The organism is Streptomyces sp. NPDC088554, assembly GCF_044752945.1.
In the GTDB taxonomy this organism is placed as follows: Bacteria; Actinomycetota; Actinomycetes; order Streptomycetales; family Streptomycetaceae; genus Streptomyces.
The window spans coordinates 56,878-72,594 of the sequence record NZ_JBIVMF010000027.1 but is presented as its reverse complement, the minus strand read 5'-3'; the positions used below and the strand labels follow the sequence as shown (position 1 = coordinate 72,594).

19 protein-coding genes are annotated in these 15,717 nt (G+C 70.0%); 8 read left to right on the top strand and 11 right to left on the bottom strand.

Translation table 11 applies throughout. The features are described from left to right. Positions 1-220 precede the first annotated feature (220 nt). The 4 genes from ACIP8W_RS26745 to ACIP8W_RS26730 form a co-directional block, all read right to left on the bottom strand. On the bottom strand, positions 221-1,066 hold the full coding sequence (locus ACIP8W_RS26745; RefSeq protein WP_401955403.1) for a hypothetical protein: 846 nt from the start codon (positions 1,064-1,066) through the stop codon (positions 221-223). Continuing rightward, a complete protein-coding gene (locus ACIP8W_RS26740) occupies positions 1,063-1,860 on the bottom strand; it encodes a hypothetical protein (RefSeq protein ID WP_402204928.1) in 798 nt (265 codons plus the stop codon). Before ACIP8W_RS26740 ends, ACIP8W_RS26745 begins: the two co-directional genes overlap by 4 nt. Beyond that, positions 1,857-2,540 (bottom strand): hypothetical protein, encoded by a 684-nt coding sequence (locus ACIP8W_RS26735; protein WP_402204927.1) that lies wholly within the window; start codon positions 2,538-2,540, stop codon positions 1,857-1,859. The genes ACIP8W_RS26740 and ACIP8W_RS26735 overlap by 4 nt, the downstream gene beginning before the upstream one ends. A gap of 347 nt (positions 2,541-2,887) precedes the next feature. Further along, a complete protein-coding gene (locus tag ACIP8W_RS26730) occupies positions 2,888-3,304 on the bottom strand; it encodes a hypothetical protein (RefSeq protein ID WP_402151001.1) in 417 nt (138 codons plus the stop codon). A gap of 152 nt (positions 3,305-3,456) precedes the next feature. On the opposite strand from ACIP8W_RS26730, the gene ACIP8W_RS26725 reads away from it, so the two are divergent. Further along, on the top strand, positions 3,457-3,825 hold the full coding sequence (locus ACIP8W_RS26725; RefSeq protein WP_401955399.1) for a DsrE family protein: 369 nt from the start codon (positions 3,457-3,459) through the stop codon (positions 3,823-3,825). 60 nt (positions 3,826-3,885) lie between these two features. Here the strand turns inward: ACIP8W_RS26725 and ACIP8W_RS26720 are convergent, their stop codons facing one another. The 7 genes from ACIP8W_RS26720 to ACIP8W_RS26690 all read right to left on the bottom strand — a co-directional run bounded on the left by ACIP8W_RS26720 (position 3,886) and on the right by ACIP8W_RS26690 (position 8,330). Next, on the bottom strand, positions 3,886-4,161 hold the full coding sequence (locus ACIP8W_RS26720; protein ID WP_401955398.1) for a DUF3099 domain-containing protein: 276 nt from the start codon (positions 4,159-4,161) through the stop codon (positions 3,886-3,888). Positions 4,162-4,319: 158 nt separating this feature from the next. Then, entirely contained in the window at positions 4,320-4,607 is a 288-nt protein-coding gene (locus ACIP8W_RS26715) for a DUF1416 domain-containing protein (RefSeq protein WP_402204924.1), read from the bottom strand. Positions 4,608-4,635: 28 nt separating this feature from the next. After that, positions 4,636-5,475: a sulfurtransferase gene (locus ACIP8W_RS26710; protein ID WP_402204922.1), complete on the bottom strand. Its 840-nt coding sequence runs from the start codon at positions 5,473-5,475 to the stop codon at positions 4,636-4,638. Positions 5,476-5,635: 160 nt separating this feature from the next. Continuing rightward, positions 5,636-5,716 (bottom strand): Ms5788A family Cys-rich leader peptide, encoded by an 81-nt coding sequence (locus ACIP8W_RS26705; protein WP_401955523.1) that lies wholly within the window; start codon positions 5,714-5,716, stop codon positions 5,636-5,638. Between the two features lie 165 nt (positions 5,717-5,881). Further along, positions 5,882-6,631: a DUF2993 domain-containing protein gene (locus tag ACIP8W_RS26700; RefSeq protein WP_401955395.1), complete on the bottom strand. Its 750-nt coding sequence runs from the start codon at positions 6,629-6,631 to the stop codon at positions 5,882-5,884. A 213-nt stretch (positions 6,632-6,844) separates the two neighbouring features. Beyond that, positions 6,845-8,065 carry a hypothetical protein gene (locus ACIP8W_RS26695; RefSeq protein ID WP_402204920.1) on the bottom strand — a complete coding sequence of 407 codons (1,221 nt, stop codon included), beginning with the start codon at positions 8,063-8,065 and terminating at the stop codon, positions 6,845-6,847. Positions 8,066-8,075: 10 nt separating this feature from the next. Then, complete coding sequence (locus ACIP8W_RS26690) at positions 8,076-8,330, bottom strand: MoaD/ThiS family protein (RefSeq protein ID WP_401955393.1); 255 nt, start codon at positions 8,328-8,330, stop codon at positions 8,076-8,078. A 536-nt stretch (positions 8,331-8,866) separates the two neighbouring features. On the opposite strand from ACIP8W_RS26690, the gene ACIP8W_RS26685 reads away from it, so the two are divergent. The 7 genes from ACIP8W_RS26685 to ACIP8W_RS26655 all read left to right on the top strand — a co-directional run bounded on the left by ACIP8W_RS26685 (position 8,867) and on the right by ACIP8W_RS26655 (position 15,441). Further along, positions 8,867-9,670, top strand: coding sequence for a response regulator transcription factor (locus ACIP8W_RS26685; protein WP_401955392.1), 804 nt, complete (start codon positions 8,867-8,869; stop codon positions 9,668-9,670). A gap of 93 nt (positions 9,671-9,763) precedes the next feature. Beyond that, entirely contained in the window at positions 9,764-10,786 is a 1,023-nt protein-coding gene (locus ACIP8W_RS26680) for a LacI family DNA-binding transcriptional regulator (RefSeq protein WP_401955391.1), read from the top strand. A gap of 124 nt (positions 10,787-10,910) precedes the next feature. Next, positions 10,911-11,939, top strand: a complete 1,029-nt coding sequence (locus tag ACIP8W_RS26675; protein ID WP_402204917.1) for a S1C family serine protease — start codon at positions 10,911-10,913, stop codon at positions 11,937-11,939. 64 nt (positions 11,940-12,003) lie between these two features. Continuing rightward, a complete protein-coding gene (locus ACIP8W_RS26670; protein WP_402151015.1) occupies positions 12,004-12,237 on the top strand; it encodes a hypothetical protein in 234 nt (77 codons plus the stop codon). 95 nt (positions 12,238-12,332) lie between these two features. Next, positions 12,333-13,103 (top strand): response regulator transcription factor, encoded by a 771-nt coding sequence (locus tag ACIP8W_RS26665; RefSeq protein ID WP_401955388.1) that lies wholly within the window; start codon positions 12,333-12,335, stop codon positions 13,101-13,103. Between the two features lie 5 nt (positions 13,104-13,108). Then, the gene (locus ACIP8W_RS26660; protein ID WP_401955522.1) at positions 13,109-14,512 is read left to right on the top strand and encodes a sensor histidine kinase; all 1,404 of its coding nucleotides are present in this window, start codon (positions 13,109-13,111) and stop codon (positions 14,510-14,512) included. 464 nt (positions 14,513-14,976) lie between these two features. Then, a complete protein-coding gene (locus ACIP8W_RS26655; protein WP_402204915.1) occupies positions 14,977-15,441 on the top strand; it encodes a hypothetical protein in 465 nt (154 codons plus the stop codon). Positions 15,442-15,717 lie beyond the last annotated feature (276 nt).

The window sequence follows — 15,717 nt, the reverse complement described above, 5'->3', positions numbered from 1 at the left end:
CAGCAGGGTGGAGAAGAAAATCTCAAGCACGGGGTGCTCCTCGGATGAGCGCTACGAGCGGTACGGGCGGCAAGAGCCGGGCCCCAGCCTAATGGGTGGACGCCCGGCTCTCTCGGTGAGGTACGCCATGGGCGTACCGGACCGCCGACGGCTGCCCCCGCCGACCGCCCGCCGACGCCCCGCCGACCGCCCCACCGGTCGGCGGGGCGGCCGGCCGGACTCAGCCGAGCAGCTGGCTCTGGAGCACCACCGTCTGGTGGAAGGGAACGGCCGGGGCCGAGCCCTTCCGCTCGTGCACGATCAGCCCGAGGGTGTCCCCCGCGGCGACGTACGCGTACCGGGCCCGCGTCGCGCCGTACGGCTCGGACTCGACGTAGACGTTGGTGCTCACGAACAGCTCCGCGCCGGGCGGCGCGTCCGGCCACGACTCGTCGAGGTCGGTCCCGGGCGCGGTGGCCAGTGACGCGCCCGCGCCGCTTCCGAGGGCCAGCGCGTCGTGCTTGAAACCGACCGCGAGACCGGACGACGGGAACCGCAGCAGGTAGACCTTGGAGACGGTGCCGTCCGGCATGGTCCAGCCCCGGGCGGCGATGTGCCGTACGGCGTAGTCGCGCAGCAGCGTCGTGAGGTCCCCGCGCTGTTCGGCGGCGTACTCGGACACGTACCGCTCCGTGCTCACCCAGCCACCGGTCAGCTTCCGGTCGGGCGTGGCCCCCGCCGGAGCTCCGAGCAGCAGCGCCCGGAGATCGGCGTGGTGGATCTCGCCCGCGTTGTCCGGGTTGAAGGGGCGCGGAGAGCCGGCCGGGAGGGCGGGCAGGGAGAGCCGTGGGTAGTCCCAGCGCCCGTCGCCGCGCGTCGAGAGCCCGGGGACGTCGGTGCGCTCCATCCCGTTGACGCCGTACGCCACGCCGGTGCCGAGCCCGGCGAAGACAGCTCCGGCGACGGCCCAGCGGCCGACCGCGCGCAGGACACGCCGGGGCGGCCGGGGAGCGGGGGCCGGGGCGGATCCGGGGGCCGGGGCGGGTTCGGCTGCTGCCGCCGCCGGAGAAACGGCCTGCTCACTCATATGTACGTCCCCGGGGAAGCGATGTGGTCGAGCTGGTCCTTCACCAGCTCGACGAAGGTGAACCGGTTGATCGGTTTCGCGCCCTGCGCGACCACGACGACGGCGACGTCGCCCTCGTACGCCACACAGCTCATCGACTCGATGTCCGCCATCTCGGTCTCGGGCTCCAGCGAGCAGGAGGAGTGCTTCCTGCCCTCGATCACCGGCCCCTTGCGCGCGCCTTCGCCCGGCTGGGACGCCACCGCGTACCAGCGGCGCGCGGCCTCGCGGTCCTTGAGCGCGATGAGGGAGACCTCGGCGTAGAGGGACCCCTGCCCGTTGCCGCCCTTCAAGCGGTACTTGCGGAGCGCGAGCCCCTGGATCCCCATGCGGTCGATCTCCCGGTGCGCCTCCCGGCGTACAGCGGCGGGGTATCCGGCACCGATCTCCTCCTTCATCCTCCCGACCGCCTGCTTGCCGGTCAGCTCACCGTCATTGCCGTATTCGCCCATGTCCGGGCCGAGTTGGTAGCCCGGCGGCACCGGCAGCAGCTTCTTGGTCAGCTCGGTGTCCGCGCGGCCCCTGCCGATGGGCCCGGCCGGGTCCTTGGCCGGCTCGGCGTCGTCCGCCTCCGCCCACACCGTGGTCGGAACGGTCCGGTCCGCCCCGTCGGACGTGATCTTGATGAACGCGGCCCCACCGACCACGGCGCCACTGACGAGAAGCGCGGGCAGCACGGTCCCGAAGAGCCGGCGCGTACGGGTCCGGGGCGTACGGGTCCGGGGCGCCGGGGCCGTACGGTCGTCGTCATTCACAGGCGCTCCAACTGGCGCTCGATCAGCGTCCGGATGTCCTTCTCGCTGATCGGCTCGCTGTCGAAAAGGTTGACCTTGATGAGCACATCGCCCCGGTACGCGGTGGCGTACGCCCGGAAGGGCAGGCGACCGGCCTCGGCAGTGGGCTCGAAGACGTAGGAGCGGCCCTCGGCCGTGCCCGCGACGGGATGGCCGGAGTTGCCCGCTCTGTCGCGCATGTGTCCGGGCAGCACGGCCATCTCGGCGGGGCCCTGCGCGTTGACACTCGGGCGGTACTGGACCAGGACGATGTTCCCCTGCCGGTCGCCGCCCTCCTCCCAGGCCATGCCGGCGACCCGGCGGATGTCCTTCTCCAGCGCCGAGGAGAACGAGGAGTAGTCGTCGGAGTGGTAGTAGGCGTAGGAGCTGATCGGCACCCAGCCCTTGCCGTCGAGCCAGGGCACCGCCAGCTCCCGCCCACCGGCCGGCCGGCCGATCAGCAGCTTGCGCAGATCGCCATCGGTCCTGACCTGGCTGTCCTCCTCGGCGGAGAGCGGCTCCGCCTCCTCCCCCTCGGGCAGGGACTTCGCCGGGTACGCCAGCCCCGGCTGGGCGAGCGGAGGCAGCGGCGTCGGCGGCCTGCCCGCCTGGAGCGCGTACCCCGTGGCCGTTCCCGCGACGGTGCCGAGTACGGCGGCCACGGCGATCAGCAGGGCCGTCCGGCCGCGTCTTCGGACGGGTGTCGACTGTGATGCGGAAATGGGATCCCCCACAAGAGCTGAGCTGAGGCGCGGATTCCGTTACCCACGCACACAGCAGACTCACAGCGGGCGGGGGTGGTTGTAGCGCCGATGATCACGATTCGGCCCCGCCCCGGCCGACCGGCCGGGTGCGAGATCAGGCCAACATCGCCCGGGGGTGGTGTGGAATTTCTCGCCGGTCATCACGTAATAAAACGGACGGGCGATCGAGCGGGAACCAAACAGACCGGGCGGAGTCCGCGTCACGCCGACCCCGCCCGGAATCACTTCACGCATTCATCCCGATATCACTTGTGAATGGTCACGCACGCCTTGGTGCCCGGGAAGTCGTGCCAGTAACCGCAGACCTTGCTGTTGTTCTCGGCGTTCGAAAGGGGGTCCCACCCGACCGTCTTGGTGACGGTCCGGGCGACGCTGTGCGTAGCGCTCTGGAAGCCCGCCGAGCCGTCGGTGAAGTCGATCTTGGCGTAGTCCTTCCAGGCCCGGTTGTTGGACTTCTTGGACAGGGACACGCTGTCGACCCGCAGACCCGTCCCCTTGACGGTGATACAGACGGAGCCCGATCCATCGGTGGATCCCGCGTTACCGGTGCAGCCGGTGGCGGAGAGCGGCCGGACGTCCACCGCGTTCGCGTTCGCCCCCATGGCCAGGACCCCCATTCCCGCCATCACCGTTGCCGCCGCGACGGATACCATCTTCTTCATTTTTCCATCCCCCTGGATATACGAAAAAATCTCGAACATCGAAACACAGAGCCGTGCCCGCATCAAACGAGTTCCGGCCCGACAATTCGACTTGTTTTCAACTATAAAAATAGCCTTTTCCATGCTATTTAGAGCCGTGTACGATCCGGCATATGCAATCCGCGAAGAAGCTTGTGATCAAAGTGACCGCCGGTGCCGACTCCCCCGAGCGCTGCTCCCAGGCGTTCACCGTGGCCGCGGTCGCCGTGGCCAGTGGGGTGGAGGTCTCGCTGTGGCTGACGGGCGAGTCCGCGTGGTTCGCGCTGCCGGGGCGGGCCGCCCAGTTCGAGCTGCCGCACTCGGCGCCGCTGCCGGACCTCGTGGAGTCGATCAGGGAGGGCGGGCAGATCACGCTGTGCACCCAGTGCGCGGCCCGGCGCGGCATCGGGGAGAAGGACGTCATGGAGGGCGTACGGATCGCCGGGGCCCAGGTCTTCGTCAGCGAGATCATGGCGGACGGCGTCCAGGCGCTCGTCTACTGAGCACCGCGTCACGCGTTACCGAGCCCCAGCGGCAATACGACTGGCGCGATACCACCGGCCCTAGCGGCGTTTCCTGCGCTCCAGCTCGTCCAGCCACGCGTCCGACTCGTGGGCCTCGTGTGCGGCGCGATCCTCGGGCGGTTCGTCCCACCAGCGGTCGTCCTTCTCCCACGTGTTGCCCACGAAGGCGGCGATCGGCGGGATGACCATCGCGATCAGACACAGCACGATCGCGGCCGGAACCGACCAGATGCGCACGAACGCCCAGGCGGAGACGAAAAGCACCAGACATCCGCCCATGAGCAGGAAATAGCCGCGACGGCGTCGCGCGTACATGTCTTCAGCGTACGTCGCGCACCCGCTGTCCCGGAGAGCGCGAAGGGCCGTACCCCTGCCGGTGAGCTTCCAGCCCCTGGGGTACGGCCCTTCGGACGGTTGTCCGTAGCCGTGGATACGGCGTCCGTTGATCCGGCGAGATCCGGTGTGCGCGGAACTCAGACCGCGATGGCGACCTCGGAGAGGCCACCCGTCTGCGCGACGACCGTACGGTCCGCCGTGGCACCCGGGACGAGCGCGCGCAGCGTCCACGTACCCTCGGCCGCGTAGAAGCGGAACTGTCCGGTCGCCGAGGTCGGGACCTCGGCGGTGAACTCGCCGGCCGAGTCCAGCAGGCGTACGTAACCGGTGACGGGCTCGCCGTTACGGGTCACGGAACCCTGGATGGTGGTCTCTCCGGGCTTGATCGTCGAGGCGTCGGGGCCGCCGGCCTGTGCTCCACACATACTGTTCAGTCCTCCGGGTCGGAACGAATTACTTGTTGGCGCCGAGCTCGATCGGCACGCCGACGAGCGAGCCGTACTCGGTCCACGAGCCGTCGTAGTTCTTGACGTTGTCCACACCGAGCAGCTCGTGCAGTACGAACCAGGTGAGCGCCGAGCGCTCACCGATGCGGCAGTACGCGACGGTGTCCTTGCTCAGGTCGACCTGCTCGTCGGCGTAGAGCTGCTTCAGCTCGTCGTCCGACTTGAAGGTGCCGTCGTCGTTGGCGTTCTTGGACCAGGGGATGTTGCGCGCGGTCGGGATGTGACCCGGGCGCTGCGACTGCTCCTGCGGGAGGTGCGCCGGGGCGAGCAGCTTGCCGCTGAACTCGTCGGGGGAGCGCACGTCGACCAGGTTCTGCGTGCCGATCGCGGCGACCGCGTCGTCCCGGAAGGCGCGGATCGAGGTGTTCTGCGGCTTGGCCCGGTACGAGGTGGTCTCACGTGTCGGGACGGCCTCGACCAGGTCGCGGGAGTCCAGCTCCCACTTCTTGCGGCCACCGTCGAGGAGCTTGACGGAGTCGTGACCGTACAGCTTGAAGTACCAGTAGGCGTAGGAAGCGAACCAGTTGTTGTTGCCGCCGTAGAGGATGACGGTGTCGTCATTGGCGATGCCCTTGGCCGACAGGAGCTTCTCGAAGCCCTCCTGGTCGACGAAGTCACGGCGGACCGGGTCCTGGAGGTCCTTCTTCCAGTCGATCCGGATGGCGTTCGTGATGTGGTTCTTCTCGTAGGCCGAGGTGTCCTCGTCGACCTCGACGATGACCACCTTCGGGTCGGCGATGTGGGCCTCGACCCAGTCGGCGTCTACCAGGACGTCGCTGCGGCTCATACTTTTTCTCCTCCGGGGCAGTGTGTCGGCGAGATTCGAGACGGTGTCGCGGATGCGGGGGTGCGGATGCGAACGCATACGGGATGCGGGTACGCAACCGCGGATCGCGGCCCTGAGGAAGCTCGAAGGGCGCGGGGGAAACGGAACGCGAACGTCCCGCTCAGGCAGGGCGACAGAGCATGGCGGCGACGCGGCACAGGTCTACTGCCCGCCGCTTCGTGAGGTCCGCCTGCCGCTTCATAGGTCCGATCGTAGGTACGTCCCGGTGGCGATGTCACCGTTGTGTCATATCGCGAGACGCGATCATCCATGATGCGAGACACGAGCGGGGATGCGAGCGGGCCGGGAACGGACCGCGAGGAAGTCCCGTCCCTGGGCGGGGCGCCCCGCCCAGGCGGCGAGCGTTCTAGCTGGTCAGCGAGATGTTCGTGCCCGTCCCCGAGAAGAGGAGTCCGTCCTCGGTGGAGGCGACCTTGTCGAGCTCGACGGTCGAGGGCAGCCCGTCGATCTTCATGTCGTAGTCCACCGCGTCCCGCAACAGGCTCTCCATCCCCGGAACCGGCAGGTCCGGCAGGGAGTCCGCCTTCAGCCGTACCGTATCGCCGTTCACCAGCGAGACCGTGCTGTAGAGCGAGAGCTTCTCGTTGCCCAGCAGCGCGTCGAAGGGCGCCGGTACGGAGATGCCCGCGCCCTCCGCCACGTCGCCCACCGAGCCCGACAGCTCGACCTGTCCCTTGGCCGCGCGCTCGGCGCCCGCGTAGGAGACGGTCACGCCCTTCGGCGCGGACTGCTGGAGGTCCGCGTACGAGATCCGGGCCGAGCCGTCGGCCCGCGCGGCGGTCGCCGAGCTGAAGCCGCTGTCGATCGTGACGTCCTTGAGCACCGCCCGGACCTCGGTGACCCGGACCGTGCGGCCGTTCGCCCTGGCGTTGACGCCGCCGAGGCTGATGTCGACCTCGTCCAGCGAGGAGCCCAGCACCTGGGTGAGGAAGGGGAAGCCCTTGATCGAGACCCGGGGGTCCGAGGTGAGGGCCTGGCTCGACTTGATCCGGTCGGCGACCTGCCCCTCGGCGAAGTAGACCGCGGCACGGTCGGCGGCGACGAACAGCCCGCCGAAGACCACGGCGAGGATCAGCAGAATTCGCAGTGCACGCATCGCTCGGTGTCCCCCTGATCGTTCGGTCCGGTCGGTCCGGGTGGTTCGGTCCGGTTCATCCGGTCCGGGTGGTTCGGCCTGGTCATGCGGTGTTCGGTCGGCGGCCGGGGCGCCTCCTGCCGGGACGCCTCGTGCCGAATGATCGACGTCCGGCAGAGGCGTACGGTTCCCGGCCACTCGTTTCGAGCCGGGCGCGGGCGGCCGGGGCCGCGGTCAGGCCAGCGCGCGGCCCAGCAGGTACACCGCGGGCGCGGCCGCCGTCAGCGGCAGGGCCACCCCGGCGGTCATGTGGACGAAGCGGGACGGGTAGTCGTAGCTCGCCGCCCGCAGCCCGATCAGCGCGCAGACCCCGGCGCCGAGCCCCAGCAGCGCGCCCTGGCCGCCCATGCCGGTCAGCCCGCCCGCCGCGATCCCGGCGCCCACCGAGGCCAGCAGCGCCACCACGACGGAGACGATCCGCGGCATCGGCAGCGCGCGCGCCACCGTCGCCGCCGCGACCGCGAGGGCCCCCACGACCACCGCGTCCGACGCCGCCGCGAGATGGCCGGTGGCGATGATCGCGAGCGCGGCCGAGGCGACGGCGGCCATCAGGCCCGCCATCCGCTCGTCGGCGCTCGCGTGGCTGCGCAGCTGGAGGACGACGACGAGCAGCACCCACACCCCGAGCGTGCCGATGATCGCGGCGGGGGCGTTCTCCCTGCCCGCCGCGAGCAGCGCGACATCGGAGACCAGCCCGCCGAGGAAGGCGAGCGCGATGCCCTGCCGGGCCGGCCACATGCCGTTCAACCGGAACCATCCGGCCGCCGTGACCGCCTGGAGCAGTACGAGCGGTACGAGCAGGGCGTACGGGCCGATGGCCGCGCCCCCCGCGAGCAGCAGTCCGAGCGCGGCGGTCAGCCCGGCGGGCTGGATGCCGGGCGGGATGATCGGCGACCGGCCCTCGGCGCGGGCGCGCTGGGCGTCGGTCATCCGGGTGTTGCCCAGGGTGGTGGGCGCGCTGTAGCCGCCGGTGTCGAGCGACGCCACGGGAGCGGGGGGCGCGGGCCGCTGGGGCTCAGGGGGCGTGAGGGGCTCAGGCGGCCCGTACACGCCCTGCGGCGGGAGATAGGCGGTATCGGCGGCCGCCACCGCCCCCGGGGACCGCTGCGGCTGTCCCTGGGCGTGTCCCACCGTCCCCGGGGCCTGCCACTCGGGAGCGGCCTGCCCCGGTCCCGCCACGTGCGGCTGGTACCGCGTGTCCCAGGTCTGCCCCTCCCACGTCTGCGCGGCACCGGCCGCCTGGTGCCCCTGCGCGGGCTGCTGGGGCTCCGTCCAGCCCTGGGAAGCCTGGTGGCCGTACTGCGCCCCGTGCTGCTCGCCGTACTGCCCGTTGCTGTTGTCCTGGCCGTACCGGCCGTCCTGCTGACCGTACGGATACTGCTGATCGTTGCTCATGTGCTGCGGTTCACCCTCCTGCGAACGGCGGGAGCACCTCGACCGTGCCGCCCTCGGCAAGCCGTACGGTCTCATGTCCACGGGTCCCCACGGGGTCTCCGTCGACGAGGAACGAACACCGCTGGAGTACGCGGACCAGTTCGCCCGGGTGTCTCACCCGTACGGCGTCGAGCGCGTCGGCCAGGTTCTCCGCCGCGTACGGCTCTTCCGCGACGCCCGCGGCGGCCTTGGCCGCGGCCCAGTAGCGAATCGTTCCGGCTGCCATGTCCGCCCTCATCTCCTCCGCGCCGTCCCGCGCCGTTTCCGCGGATCGCCGCCATCCTTCCCCCCGGTCCCGCCCTACACCGTCCGATCCCCCGTGAAACCTGCCGTACACAGCTCGTACACCGTTCGGTAGCGGTCCCGAAGCGTCCCCGAAGTGTGGCTGTGAGCAGGGCCCGGAGGGGCCGGGAGAGGGCCCGGAACGGGGGTTCCAGGCCCTCGCCGCAGGTCGGGAAACTCGTGATCTGCGGAATTGCCCCTCTGCAAGAGGACGCATCTGGGCTATTCTCCTGTGCAGAGGATCCGGGCAACGCAGCCCCCGGGTCCTTTTGTGTTTCCGGTTCGTTGTTACAGACAGATGACACAAACGGAATCCACGGACAGAGCACGACAGCAACATCAGCAGGACCCAGCAGGACCCGGCAACACCAGCAGGACCCAGCAGTGCCGTATACGTCCTCGCAGGGACCGAGGAGGAACCGACGTAATGGGCAAGCGAACCGTGTACGACAACAGTCCGACCGAGGCAGGTGGGCGGCGATGAGTTCTCTGCTGCTTCTGACGAACGCGCTCCAGCCCTCCACGGAGGTGCTGCCCGCTCTCGGACTTCTGCTCCACAACGTACGGGTGGCCCCGGCCGAGGGGCCCGCCCTCGTCGACACCCCCGGTGCCGATGTCATCCTCATCGACGGCCGGCGCGACCTCCCCCAGGTGCGGTCGCTCTGCCAGCTGCTGCGGTCCACCGGACCCGGCTGCCCGCTGATCCTCGTCGTGACGGAGGGCGGTCTCGCGGCCGTCACCGCCGACTGGGGCATCGACGACGTCCTGCTGGACACGGCGGGTCCCGCCGAGGTCGAAGCGCGGCTGCGGCTCGCGATGGGCCGCCAGCAGATCTCCACCGACGACTCCCCGATGGAGATCCGCAACGGCGATCTGTCGGTGGACGAGGCGACCTACAGCGCGAAGCTCAAGGGCCGGGTCCTGGACCTGACCTTCAAGGAGTTCGAGCTGCTCAAGTACCTCGCGCAGCACCCCGGCCGGGTCTTCACCCGCGCCCAGCTGCTCCAGGAGGTCTGGGGCTACGACTACTTCGGCGGTACGCGCACGGTCGACGTACACGTACGGCGGCTGCGCGCCAAGCTCGGCGTCGAGCACGAGTCCCTGATCGGCACCGTACGGAACGTGGGCTACCGCTTCGTCACGCCGGAGAAGCCCGAGCGCGCGGCCGAGAAGCCCGAGCGTGCCGAGGCCACCGTGGCGCAGGCCCCGGACACCGCCGGGGACGACGGCACGGCCGCCGGTCCCGACGTGGCCCAGGACCCGGCGGGAGCCGCCAAACGGTAGGTGGGCGAGGGCCCGGAGACCCGTCCGTCCCAAGGGGCGGACAGCGGAACTTCGGGCTTACCCATCAAGGTCACCACGCGTAGACTGCCGCGCGTGGCCAAGGTGACGAGGGACGATGTAGCACGGCTCGCGGGTACGTCGACCGCGGTCGTGAGCTACGTCATCAACAACGGACCCAGACCGGTCGCCCCGGCCACACGCGAGCGGGTGGTCGCCGCTATCAAGGAGCTGGGCTACCGGCCCGACCGGGTGGCCCAGGCGATGGCCTCGCGCCGTACCGACCTCATAGGAATGGTCGTGCCCGACGCCCGCCAGCCCTTCTTCGCGGAGATGGCGCACGCGGTCGAACAGGCGGCGGCCGAACGCGGCAAGATGGTCCTCGTCGGCAACTCCGACTACCGCGACGAGCGCGAAGTCCACTATCTGCGGGCCTTCCTCGGAATGCGCGTCTCCGGCCTGATCCTGGTCAGCCAGGGCCCCAGCGAGCGGGCGGCGGCCGAGATCGACGCCTGGGATGCCCGGGTGGTGCTGCTGCACGAGCGGCCCGAGAACATCGACGACGTCGCCGTCATCACGGACGACATCGGCGGCGCCCAGCTGGCCACCCGGCATCTGCTGGAGCACGGCTACCCGTACGTGGCGTGCCTCGGCGGGCTGGAGAACACCCCCTCCGTGGGCGACCCGGTCGCCGACCACGTCGAGGGCTGGCGGCGGGCGATGGTCGAATCCGGCCGCTCGGTGGAGGGCCGCCTCTTCCACGCCCCGTACAACCGTTATGACGCCTATGTGATCGCGCTGGAGCTGCTGTCCGGGCCGAACAGGCCGCCCGCGATCTTCTGCTCCACCGACGACCAGGCGATCGGCGTGCTGCGGGCCGCCCGTGAGCTGCGTATCGACGTGCCGGGCGAGCTGGCGGTGGCCGGCTTCGACAACGTCAAGGAAGCCGGGCTGACCGACCCGCCGCTGACCACGATCTCCTCCGACCGGCCCGCGATGGCGCGCGCGGCGGTGGATCTGGTGCTGGACGAGGGGCTGCGGGTGGCGAGTTCGCGCCGGGAACGGGTGAAGCAGTTCCCGTCCGCGCTGATCGTCCGCCGCTCCTGCGGCTGCGCGTAACCCCCCTGCCACCGGCCCGCCCGCCGGGGCTCCCCGCAGCCTTTATATAGGGCATACGCGGTTTTGTTTCCCTTCTCAGCGACTCCTCAGCCGGCTCTCATGTACGGCGCCCAAAGTCATTCCCATGACCGACTACCACCGCAGCAGCGGCGACGCAGACAGCACGCAGCAGCAGCCCTCCGCAGGGCTCCAGGGCGGCCACGCCTACCCGCCGCCCCCTTCGTACGGTCCCACCGTCGCCGCCCCGGCGGCCCCCGCCGCCCCCGTCCGGGCCAAGCGGCCGGTGGCCCTGCTCGCCGCGGTGGCGCTGGCGGCGGCGGTCGTCGGTGGCGGTTCGGCCGCGCTGGTCGGTCAGTACACCCACAGCGGTACGACGACCACCGCGTCCAGTGTCATCAGCGGTACGCCCGTCTCGCAGAGCAGCAAGGGCACGATCGCCGGGGTCGCCCAGGCCCTCTCCCCCACCATCGTGGAGATCAACGCGACCTCCGACAGCGGTGAGGCCACCGGCTCCGGGGTGATCATCACGGCGGACGGCGAGATCGTCACCAACAACCACGTCATCTCCGGCGCCTCGACGATCAAGGTGCGGCTCAGCACGGGCAGGTCGTACACCGCCAAGGTCGTCGGCACCGACCCGGACAAGGACCTGGCGCTGATCAAGCTGGAGGGCGCGAGCGGTCTCAAGACGGCCACCCTCGGCGACTCCAGCCAGGTCGAGGTCGGCGAGCAGGTCATCGCGATCGGCTCCCCCGAGGGCCTGACCGGCACGGTCACCAGCGGCATCATCTCGGCCCTGGACCGCGATGTCACCGTGGCCAAGGAGGACAGCCAGAGCCAGAGCCAGCAACAGCAGCAGGCCGGCGGCCAGAACTGGCCCTTCGAGTTCGGCGGCCGGCAGTTCAACGGCGACACCGGTACGTCGAAGACCACGTACAAGGCGCTCCAGACCGACGCCTCGCTCAACCCGGGCAACTCCGGTGGCGCGCTGATCAATCTGAACGGCGAGATCGTCGGCATCAACTCCGCGATGTACGCGCCGAGTTCGGACTCCAGCAGCTCGGCGGCCGGCAGTGTCGGGCTGGGCTTCGCGATCCCCGTCAACACCGTCAAGGCGGACCTCGCCACACTCCGCGCGGGCGGCACCCACTGATCCCCCGACCGGCCCTCCGCCCCGCCCACGACCCCATCGTCCCGAAGATCCGAGGGAGACCGTCATGACCGTCACCGTCAGGACCGGCGCAGCCACCGAGACCGACCGCGCTCTCCCCACGGGCCCGGCGGATCTGGCCCTGCCGCTCGCTCTCGTACAGGATCTCGTACGGAATCCTGCGCAGGATCCTGTACGGGCCGCCGCGTCCACCCCCGCCGGCCGCGCCGCCGAGGTCCGCACCGCCGCGGCCGGGGCGGCGCGCGGGGCACGCCGTCGCCGGACGGCCGTGCGAGGCTGACGGGCGCCGTAGCGTGGGGGCGTCCCCGCGCGGGACGCCGTACCGTTCTGTTCCGTTCCGCAGCCGGCCGATGAGACTGACGAGGTAGCAGCGATATGAGTCCCGCCGAAGGCGATCCCCAGAGGATCTTGATCGTCGACGACGAGCCCGCCGTACGGGAGGCCCTCCAACGGAGCCTCGCCTTCGACGGATACGGGACGGAAGTCGCCGTGGACGGCCTCGACGCCCTCACCAAGGCCGCCGCCTATGCGCCCGATCTGATCGTCCTCGACATCCAGATGCCCCGGATGGACGGGCTGACCGCCGCCCGCAGGCTCCGCGCGGGCGGCTCGAAGGTCCCGATCCTCATGCTGACCGCCCGCGACACCGTCGGCGACCGGGTGACCGGGCTGGACGCGGGCGCCGACGACTACCTGGTCAAGCCCTTCGAACTGGACGAGCTGTTCGCCCGGATCCGCGCCCTGCTGAGGCGCAGCTCGTACGGGGCCGAGCCCGGCGCGGCGCCCAACGACGACATCCTCGCCTTCGGCGATCTGCGGATGGATCTGACGACCCGTGAAGTCATGCGCGGGAAAAGGCGGGTGGAGCTGACCCGGACCGAATTCACCCTGCTGGAAATGTTCTTGGCGCACCCGCGCCAGGTGCTGACCCGGGAGCAGATCCTCAAGGCGGTGTGGGGCTTCGACTTCGAGCCGAGCTCCAACTCCCTTGACGTGTACGTGATGTATCTGCGCCGGAAGACGGAGAGCGGCGGCGAGGCGCGGCTGGTCCACACGGTCCGGGGGGTGGGGTACGCGCTGCGCTCGGAGTCCCAGAGCACCGCCGGCGGCCCGGCCGCCCCCGGCACCCCCGGCGGCCCGCAGTGAAGCGACTGGCCCACCGGCTCCGTACCCTCCCGCTGCGCTCCCGGCTCGCGCTGCTCGTCGCGTCCGCCGTCGCACTCGCCGTGGCCACCGCCGCGGCGGCCTGCTGGCTGCTGACCCGCAACCAGCTGGAGAGCGAGCTGGACAACTCCCTGCGCAACATCCTGGCCGGACCGGACGCCCTGCGGGACGCGCTCAACAACTGCGGTACGAAGAGCAGCACCGACAACCGGGCGGCGTTCGCCTACATCCAGGTCGTCCTGGCGGACGGCACCCGCTGCGTCACCCCGTACTCGGAGCAGGTGAAGGTCCAGCCCGAGGACACCGCGGTCGCCTCCGGCGCCGAGAACAGCTCCCTGCACAACAGCCTCACCGACAGCGGCGCCAAGGTGCGGGTCTTCACCCAGCGCCAGCGCCTCCCCCTCCCGGGCGACATCCAGGGCGCCGTCTCCGTGTCGCGGCCCCTCACCGAGATCGACTCCTCCCTCAACCAGCTCGCGCTGCTGCTCGCCGCCGTCGCCGGGGTCGGCGTCCTCGGCGCGGGCGCGGCCGGGCTGTGGATCGCCAGGGCGGGGCTGCGGCCGGTCTACGGGCTGACGCAGGCGGTCGAGCATGTCGCCCGTACGGAAGACCTGACCGTCCGGATCCCCGTCGAGGGTGAGGACGAAGTCGCCCGGCTCTCCCGGTCGTTCAACTCGATGACCGCCGCGCTCGCCTCCTCCCGCGAGCGCCAGTACCAGCTGATCGCCGACGCCGGACACGAGCTGCGCACCCCGCTCACCTCGCTCCGTACCAACATCGAGCTGCTCGCCCGCAGCGAGGAGACCGGCCGCGCGATCCCGCCGGACGACCGCAAGGCGCTCATGGCGTCCGTCAAGGCGCAGATGACCGAACTGGCCGCGCTCATCGGGGATCTCCAGGAGCTGTCCCGCCCGGACGCCGCCGACCCGGGCCCCCTCCAGGTCGTCGCGCTCCACGACACGATGGCCGGCGCCCTGGAACGCGCCCGGCTGCGCGGCCCCGATCTGACGATCACGGCGGAGCTGCTCCCCTGGTACGTACGGGGTGAACAGGCAGCGCTCGCACGGGCGTTGGTCAACGTCCTGGACAACGCGGTGAAGTTCAGCCCGCCCGGTGGCTCGATCGAGGTCGCGATCAGCGGCAGCGGTGAACTGACCGTACGCGACCACGGCCCCGGTATCCCCGCCGAGGACCTGCAACACGTCTTCGAGCGCTTCTGGCGCTCCCCGTCCGCCCGCGCCCTCCCGGGCTCGGGACTCGGCCTGTCGATCGTGGCCCGTACGGTCCAACAGGCAGGCGGCGAGGTCGTGTTGCGCCGGGCGGCAGGCGGCGGGACGGTCGCGTCGATCAGGATCCCGGGAGCGCCGACACCGCCCCCGGACACGTACTGACCCCCACGCTCACCCGTTGTGCCGGATGAGCGACTCGACCGGCCCGGCCCTGGTGGCGGAGTCGTGCAGGACGGAAGCGAACGGCCGTCACAGGGGCATGGAGCCGGAGAGTTGCCCTCACAGCCCTGGAGCTCTTGGCCTGAATTAAGGATTCCTTGAGGTTCAAACGGTACGGAATAAGACATTCCATTTCGGAATTTTCACATCTGTACACAGAATTTTCACGGCGCGAACCTCCCGATCAGCCACGCGTCAGAGGCGAGCGAAAGATTCGAGAGCCATGGCGCGATTTCAGCCAAGCCGCCTGAACGGGCTGGCAGCATGATCAACAGGACGCTACTGTCGCGTCACCTCGCAAAGCGCTTCCGGGGGCGCGGGCACCACCACCCAACGCATGCGGTTACCAGGCCACTTATATGCATCGGGGGTTGGCACCCGCGCCGACTTACCCGAAGGAAACAGTAGTGAATCGCAAGGCGCTGCGTATAGCCGCCCTATCAAATGTTGTTGCCCTCACGCTGGGGGCCGCCGGTTCGGCCGCCTCAGCCACCGCCCACGAGGCGCGTACTGCGACTGCGGTTCAGCCGACTGCCGTCGTCACCGCTATGACCGCCTCCGAGGCACGCGAACTGCTCTCGATCCCGGAGTTCAGAGCCGAGTTGACCGCAGCCGAGGCGTCCCAGCTTCAGAAGTCGACCGAAGGCCAGACCGTCTCCGACCAGGGTGCTTCGAGCGCGGCCAGGGCCCTCGTCAAGCTCATCAAAAAATACGGACCGTCCCTCTACAACAAGGCCAAGGATGCGGCCGGGAGTGGCCTGTCGAGCTTCAAGAACTGGGCGCGCAGCCTGTCCTGGTACCACCCGGTCCGGCTGGCCGTGCTGGCCGCCGGTGACTTTGTCCTCAGCAAGGTACTCGATCTCATTACATGATGATGTGGTGTCAATGTCCATACCTACTGGTGCTTCACGCACAGAGGTGAAGCCGCCCGTCGCTCGCCTCGCCATCCTGCCCCTCCTCTTCGCCGCGCACACTGTCTGGGATCTGTCGCACGGGGACACGACCCGGGCATGGGTGGGGTACGTCGCCGGATGGATCGTCGGCCCTACATGGGCTTTCACTGAGTACGCGGTCCGGGGCACAGCACCATGGAAGATGGCGGCGTGGACGGTTCCCGCGTACGCGATCTTCGGCACCATTGCATGGGT

What these genes read in the sequence shown, in the direction of transcription:
- ACIP8W_RS26695 (WP_402204920.1), bottom strand. Translation starts at nt 8,065, where the DNA reads ATGAGCAACGATCAGCAGTATCCGTACGGTCAGCAGGACGGCCGGTAC.
- ACIP8W_RS26685 (WP_401955392.1), top strand. Translation starts at nt 8,867, where the DNA reads ATGAGTTCTCTGCTGCTTCTGACGAACGCGCTCCAGCCCTCCACGGAG.
- ACIP8W_RS26745 (WP_401955403.1), bottom strand. Translation starts at nt 1,066, where the DNA reads ATGAGTGAGCAGGCCGTTTCTCCGGCGGCGGCAGCAGCCGAACCCGCC.
- ACIP8W_RS26730 (WP_402151001.1), bottom strand. Translation starts at nt 3,304, where the DNA reads ATGAAGAAGATGGTATCCGTCGCGGCGGCAACGGTGATGGCGGGAATG.
- ACIP8W_RS26715 (WP_402204924.1), bottom strand. Translation starts at nt 4,607, where the DNA reads ATGTGTGGAGCACAGGCCGGCGGCCCCGACGCCTCGACGATCAAGCCC.
- ACIP8W_RS26720 (WP_401955398.1), bottom strand. Translation starts at nt 4,161, where the DNA reads ATGTACGCGCGACGCCGTCGCGGCTATTTCCTGCTCATGGGCGGATGT.
- ACIP8W_RS26670 (WP_402151015.1), top strand. Translation starts at nt 12,004, where the DNA reads ATGACCGTCACCGTCAGGACCGGCGCAGCCACCGAGACCGACCGCGCT.
- ACIP8W_RS26690 (WP_401955393.1), bottom strand. Translation starts at nt 8,330, where the DNA reads ATGGCAGCCGGAACGATTCGCTACTGGGCCGCGGCCAAGGCCGCCGCG.
- ACIP8W_RS26725 (WP_401955399.1), top strand. Translation starts at nt 3,457, where the DNA reads ATGCAATCCGCGAAGAAGCTTGTGATCAAAGTGACCGCCGGTGCCGAC.
- ACIP8W_RS26705 (WP_401955523.1), bottom strand. Translation starts at nt 5,716, where the DNA reads ATGAAGCGGCAGGCGGACCTCACGAAGCGGCGGGCAGTAGACCTGTGC.
- ACIP8W_RS26675 (WP_402204917.1), top strand. Translation starts at nt 10,911, where the DNA reads ATGACCGACTACCACCGCAGCAGCGGCGACGCAGACAGCACGCAGCAG.
- ACIP8W_RS26665 (WP_401955388.1), top strand. Translation starts at nt 12,333, where the DNA reads ATGAGTCCCGCCGAAGGCGATCCCCAGAGGATCTTGATCGTCGACGAC.
- ACIP8W_RS26710 (WP_402204922.1), bottom strand. Translation starts at nt 5,475, where the DNA reads ATGAGCCGCAGCGACGTCCTGGTAGACGCCGACTGGGTCGAGGCCCAC.
- ACIP8W_RS26700 (WP_401955395.1), bottom strand. Translation starts at nt 6,631, where the DNA reads ATGCGTGCACTGCGAATTCTGCTGATCCTCGCCGTGGTCTTCGGCGGG.